The 4,764-nt window shown below is 68.3% G+C and carries 5 protein-coding genes and 3 pseudogenes; 4 read left to right on the top strand and 4 right to left on the bottom strand.

Annotated elements, in window-relative coordinates; genetic code table 11:
* The first annotated feature begins 43 nt into the window (after window positions 1-43).
* The 3 genes from ABDW21_RS04510 (at window position 44) to ABDW21_RS04520 (ending at window position 1,283) form a co-directional block, all read left to right on the top strand.
* Window positions 44-376, top strand: a complete 333-nt coding sequence (locus ABDW21_RS04510; RefSeq protein ID WP_343710113.1) for a DivIVA domain-containing protein — start codon at window positions 44-46, stop codon at window positions 374-376.
* Window positions 373-957 carry a DNA-3-methyladenine glycosylase I gene (locus tag ABDW21_RS04515; protein WP_343710114.1) on the top strand — a complete coding sequence of 195 codons (585 nt, stop codon included), beginning with the start codon at window positions 373-375 and terminating at the stop codon, window positions 955-957. The genes ABDW21_RS04510 and ABDW21_RS04515 overlap by 4 nt, the downstream gene beginning before the upstream one ends.
* 158 nt (window positions 958-1,115) lie before the next feature.
* A complete protein-coding gene (locus ABDW21_RS04520) occupies window positions 1,116-1,283 on the top strand; it encodes a DUF3117 domain-containing protein (protein ID WP_003406247.1) in 168 nt (55 codons plus the stop codon).
* An 18-nt stretch (window positions 1,284-1,301) separates the two neighbouring features.
* On the opposite strand, the gene glgA is transcribed toward ABDW21_RS04520, so the two are convergent.
* Entirely contained in the window at window positions 1,302-2,465 is a 1,164-nt protein-coding gene (gene glgA, locus ABDW21_RS04525) for a glycogen synthase (RefSeq protein WP_343603270.1), read from the bottom strand.
* Between the two features lie 119 nt (window positions 2,466-2,584).
* Between glgA and glgC the strand changes: the two genes are divergently transcribed.
* A complete protein-coding gene (gene glgC, locus ABDW21_RS04530; RefSeq protein WP_343603269.1) occupies window positions 2,585-3,799 on the top strand; it encodes a glucose-1-phosphate adenylyltransferase in 1,215 nt (404 codons plus the stop codon).
* Between the two features lie 265 nt (window positions 3,800-4,064).
* On the opposite strand, the pseudogene ABDW21_RS04535 reads toward glgC, so the two are convergent.
* The 3 pseudogenes from ABDW21_RS04535 to ABDW21_RS04545 all read right to left on the bottom strand — a co-directional run.
* A pseudogene (locus tag ABDW21_RS04535) lies at window positions 4,065-4,172 on the bottom strand (hypothetical protein); the annotation flags it as partial.
* Window positions 4,166-4,450: pseudogene (locus ABDW21_RS04540) on the bottom strand (ATP-binding cassette domain-containing protein); the annotation flags it as partial. The pseudogenes ABDW21_RS04535 and ABDW21_RS04540, both read right to left, overlap by 7 nt.
* Before the next feature lie 37 nt (window positions 4,451-4,487).
* Window positions 4,488-4,764, bottom strand: a pseudogene (locus ABDW21_RS04545) (TetR/AcrR family transcriptional regulator); the annotation flags it as partial.

Here is a 4,764-nt window from a genome sequence, read left to right on the forward strand (position 1 = left end):
GGCTCCTCCGGCCGTATCGCCGCGATGAGGCAGTATCGGTGACGTGGCATTGGTGTTGCTGTACGTGGTGGTGCTGATCTTGCTGGCCGTCGTGCTGTTCGGCGTGGCCAGCCTGCTTTTCGGTCGCGGTGAACCGCTGCCGCCGCTGCCCCGCGGGACGACGCCGACGATGCTGCCGGCCTCCGGTGTCACCGGCGCCGACGTGGACGCGGTCCGGTTCACCCAGGCGCTGCGCGGCTACAAGACCAGCGAGGTGGACTGGGTGCTGGACCGCCTCGGCCGGGAGCTCGACCTGTTGCGCGGCCAGCTGGAGCCGGTACGCGAGGCCGGCGCGTGCGGCGACGTCGACGTCGTCGAGGACCGGGACCCGGCGTGACCACGCCGCCCGACGACGGGCGGGTCCGATGCATCTGGGCGGCGGCCGGCCCGAGGATCTACCGCGACTATCACGACCACGAATGGGGCCGGCCGCTGCACGGTGGGGTGGCGTTGTTCGAACGGCTCAGCCTTGAGGCCTTTCAAAGCGGCCTGTCCTGGCTGACCATCCTGCGCAAGCGCGACAACTTCCGGCGCGCCTTCTCCGGCTTCGACATCGACACGGTAGCCCGCTACACCGACGCCGACGTGGCCCGGCTGATGGCCGACCAGGGGATCGTCCGTAACCGCGCCAAGATCGACGCGACGATCGCCAATGCGCGCGCCGTCGCCGAGTTGGGCTGCGACGAGCTCTGCGAGTTGCTGTGGTCGTTCGCGCCGGCGCAGCGCCCACGTCCCGCCGACGCGACGGAAATTCCTTCCGCCACCGCCGAATCGGTCGCGCTGGCGCGGGAATTGAAGCACCGCGGTTTTCGGTTCGTGGGTCCCACCACGGCGTACGCCTTGATGCAGGCCACCGGGATGGTCGACGACCACGTGCGAACGTGCTGGGTGCCTCCCGTTACCCGGCGAGCGGTTTAGGGCCGGGTCTCGTACACCGGGGTGCCGTCGATAGGGAAGAATGGGGTAGTGATGTGGCATTTCGTGGGCGGGCACAGCTGGGAGTCCAGCGGAGGGGTGTATCCGGCGGCGACCAGTTCCGTGACGGCGGGCCAGCTCGAACCTGGAGGGAGCACTCGATGGCGGCGATGAAGCCCCGGACCGGGGACGGTCCTCTGGAAGCGACCAAGGAGGGGCGCGGCATCGTGATGCGGGTACCGCTCGAGGGCGGCGGTCGACTTGTCGTCGAGCTCACGCCCGACGAGGCCGCCGCATTGGGGGACGAGCTCAAGGGCGTCACCAGCTGAATCCGTCAGCGCCCGGGGCTATGTGCACACCCTTTTGTAGACGGCGAGCGTCTGCTCGGCGATGTGCGCCCAGGAGAAATCCTGGATGCAGCGCTGCCGCCCGGCCTGGCCGTATCGTGTCGACAGCTGCGGATCGGCGACGAGGGCGTTGACCGCCGCGGCCAGCCGGTCCTGGTAGCCGGCGGCCTCCTCGGCGTCGTAGTGCACCAGCGTTCCGGTGACCCCGTCGGCAACCACCTCGGGGATGCCGCCGACGTCGGATGCCACCACCGCGGTCGTGCAGGCCATTGCCTCGAGGTTGACGATACCCATCGGCTCGTACACTGACGGACAGACGAAAACGGTTGCAGCGGATAATATTTCGCGTAACTTGTCGATCGGCAACATTTCCCGGACCCAGAACACCCCGCAGCGTGTGGCTGCCAGGTCGGCCACAGCGGCAGTCACCTCGGCGGCGATCTCCGGGGTGTCGGGGGCTCCGGCGCACAGCACCAGCTGGATGTCCGCGCTGAACCGGTGTGCGGCCGCCAGCAGATGCGCGACGCCTTTCTGCCGGGTGATCCGCCCGACGAACGCCACGATGGGGCGCGTCGGGTCGACTCCGATCTCGCTCAGCACCAACCGGCCTTCCTCCGGCCCAACCGGATACCACACGTCGGTGTCGATCCCGTTGCGCACCACGTGCACCCGGTCGGGGTCGACCGTCGGGTAGACCCGCAACACGTCCTCGCGCATGCCGGAGCTGACCGCGATGACGGCGTCCGCGCCGGTCACCGCGGTGTGCTCGACCCAGGACGACACCCAGTAGCCGCCGCCGAGCTGCTCGGCCTTCCACGGCCGCAACGGCTCCAGCGAGTGCGCGGTCACCACGTGCGGGATGTCGTAGAGCAACCCGGTCAGGTGCCCGGCCAAGCCGGTGTACCAGGTGTGCGTGTGCACCACGCTGGCCTGCGCCGCGGCGTCGGTCATCAGCAGGTCCGTCGACAACGTGGACAGCGCGGGATTGGCGTCCGCCAGCCGCGAGTCCGGCTGATAGGCGGCGGCATCCGGACGGGCGGCGCCCATGCAGTGCACGTCGACCTCACACAGTCGACGCAGTTGCGCGACCAACTCGGTGACGTGCACGCCGGCGCCGCCGTAGACCTCCGGGGGATACTCCCGGGTCATCATCGCCACCCGCATATCGGGCACGCTAGCCGACCACGTCGGGTCCCGCCGGTCGCTTCCCGGGGCCGCGCGTCGGCCCGGGGCCGGGAAAGATTGCCCTGGCAGTGGTCTACCGCGGTCGATAGGTTTGACCCATGAGGGAAGTGCCGCACGTACTGGGCATCGTCTTGGCCGGCGGAGAGGGTAAGCGGCTGTATCCGCTGACCGCTGACCGGGCCAAACCCGCGGTTCCCTTCGGCGGCGCCTACCGCCTCATTGACTTCGTGCTGTCCAATCTGGTGAACGCCCGCTACCTGCGGGTGTGCGTTCTCACCCAGTACAAGTCGCATTCGCTGGACCGCCACATCTCGCAGAACTGGCGGCTGAGCGGCCTGGCCGGCGAGTACATCACCCCGGTCCCCGCCCAGCAGCGGCTGGGCCCGCGCTGGTACACCGGTTCCGCCGACGCGATCTACCAGTCACTCAACCTGATCTTCGACGAGGACCCCGACTACATCGTGGTTTTCGGTGCCGACCATGTCTATCGCATGGACCCCGAACAGATGGTCCGGTTCCACGTCGACAGCGGCGCCGGGGCGACCGTGGCCGGCGTCCGGATGCCGCGCGCCGAGGCGAGCGCCTTCGGCTGTATCGACGCCGACGACTCGGGCCATATTCGCAGCTTCGTCGAGAAGCCGGTGGACCCGCCGGGCACTGTCGACGACCCCGAGACCACCTTTGTGTCGATGGGCAACTACATCTTCACAACCAAGGTGCTCATCGACGCTATTCGCGCCGACGCCGAGGACGACCACTCCGACCACGACATGGGCGGCGACATCATGCCCCGCGTGGTCGGCGACGGGACGGCCGCGGTCTACGACTTCTCCGACAACGAGGTGCCCGGCGCCACCGACCGAGACCGCGGCTACTGGCGCGACGTGGGGACGCTGGACGCCTTCTACGACGCGCACATGGACCTGGTGTCGGTGCACCCGGTGTTCAACCTGTACAACCGGCGCTGGCCGATTCGCGGCGCGACGGAGAACCTGGCGCCGGCGAAGTTCGTCAACGGCGGCTCCGCCCAGGAGTCGGTGGTGGGTGCGGGCAGCATCGTCTCGGCGGCTTCGGTGCGCAATTCGGTGCTGTCGTCGAACGTCGTGGTCGACGACGGCGCGATCGTGGAGGGCAGCGTGCTCATGCCGGGCACCCGGGTCGGGCGGGGCGCGGTGGTGCGCCACGCGATCCTGGACAAGAACGTCGTCGTCGGGCCCGGCGAGATGGTCGGGGTGGATTTGGACAAGGACCGGGAGCGCTTCGCGATCAGCGCCGGCGGCGTGGTCGCCGTGGGCAAGGGCGTCTGGATCTGACACCGTCACCGCGCCCAACGTGCAACCAGTGCGAAAAAACGGCGAAAAACTCGCAGCCAGTTCACGTTCGGCGAGTCACCAGACGTAAGGCACCAGGCGATAGCGCACCCGCTGGGTGTACTCGCGATACCCGTTCATTTCCTGTCTCAGCAATTGTTCTTCGTCGCTGATGCGCAGGGCCAGCACGATCAGCCCCGGGACGACGAAGACCAGCCCCAGTAGGAGCCGAGCGCCAACGGGACGCCCACCATCAGGATCACCCTGCCAGCCAACGGGTTCGGCTGACCGCACCGCCCAGCAGGGTCTCGGCCCGCTGGCTGGCCTCCTCCTGGTGCAGCCGCAGTGACAACGAGATGGCGAACGCGGCGGCCACAGCGTGACATTTGTTGGCACGTAAGCGATCTGGCGATGCAGTTCCACTGCGTCGGTCCACGGGTCGGCGCCCAGCAGTCGTGCGGTGCCGGAGTCGGCTTTCACGATGCCCAGCAGGACCCGGATCGTGGTCGACTTGCCGGCGCCGTTGGGCCCGAGGAAGCCGTGCACCTCGCCTTCGCGGACGGTCAGGTCGAGACCGTCCAGCGCTCGCACCGCGCCGAAGTTCCTGGTCACGTTGCGGATTTCTATCGGCGCACAGCTTTTGTCAGCCGACATCGGCTTTTCCTTGCGTGGCGTCGGCGAGAAATGCGTCCTACATCGTCCGGTCGGCCACCAGGCCCTCGGTGTAGAGCTCAAGAGCAGGCAGCACCATGTCGGTGCCGCAGTCGCGCAACACCGCCCGCAGGTCGCCCGGGTTCTCGTGCATCTGCAGGTACAACAGGAAGCCGCCGCCGCCGGTGATCGCCAGGTACTTCGCGCGGGCTCGCGGATCGCGGCTGGGCTTGAGGGTGCCGGCCCGAACGCCCTCGTCCAGGTACGCCTCGGCATCCTGGATCATCCTGCGCCACAGAGATTTCGCCAACTCGCCG

The sequence above is a fragment of the Mycobacterium sp. genome, assembly GCF_039583805.1.
Classification (GTDB): Bacteria; Actinomycetota; Actinomycetes; order Mycobacteriales; family Mycobacteriaceae; genus Mycobacterium.

Bases quoted from the DNA above. Each gene is read 5' to 3' on its own strand.
- ABDW21_RS04520 (WP_003406247.1), top strand. From the start codon at position 1,116: ATGGCGGCGATGAAGCCCCGGACCGGGGACGGTCCTCTGGAAGCGACC.
- glgC (WP_343603269.1), top strand. From the start codon at position 2,585: ATGAGGGAAGTGCCGCACGTACTGGGCATCGTCTTGGCCGGCGGAGAG.
- glgA (WP_343603270.1), bottom strand. From the start codon at position 2,465: ATGCGGGTGGCGATGATGACCCGGGAGTATCCCCCGGAGGTCTACGGC.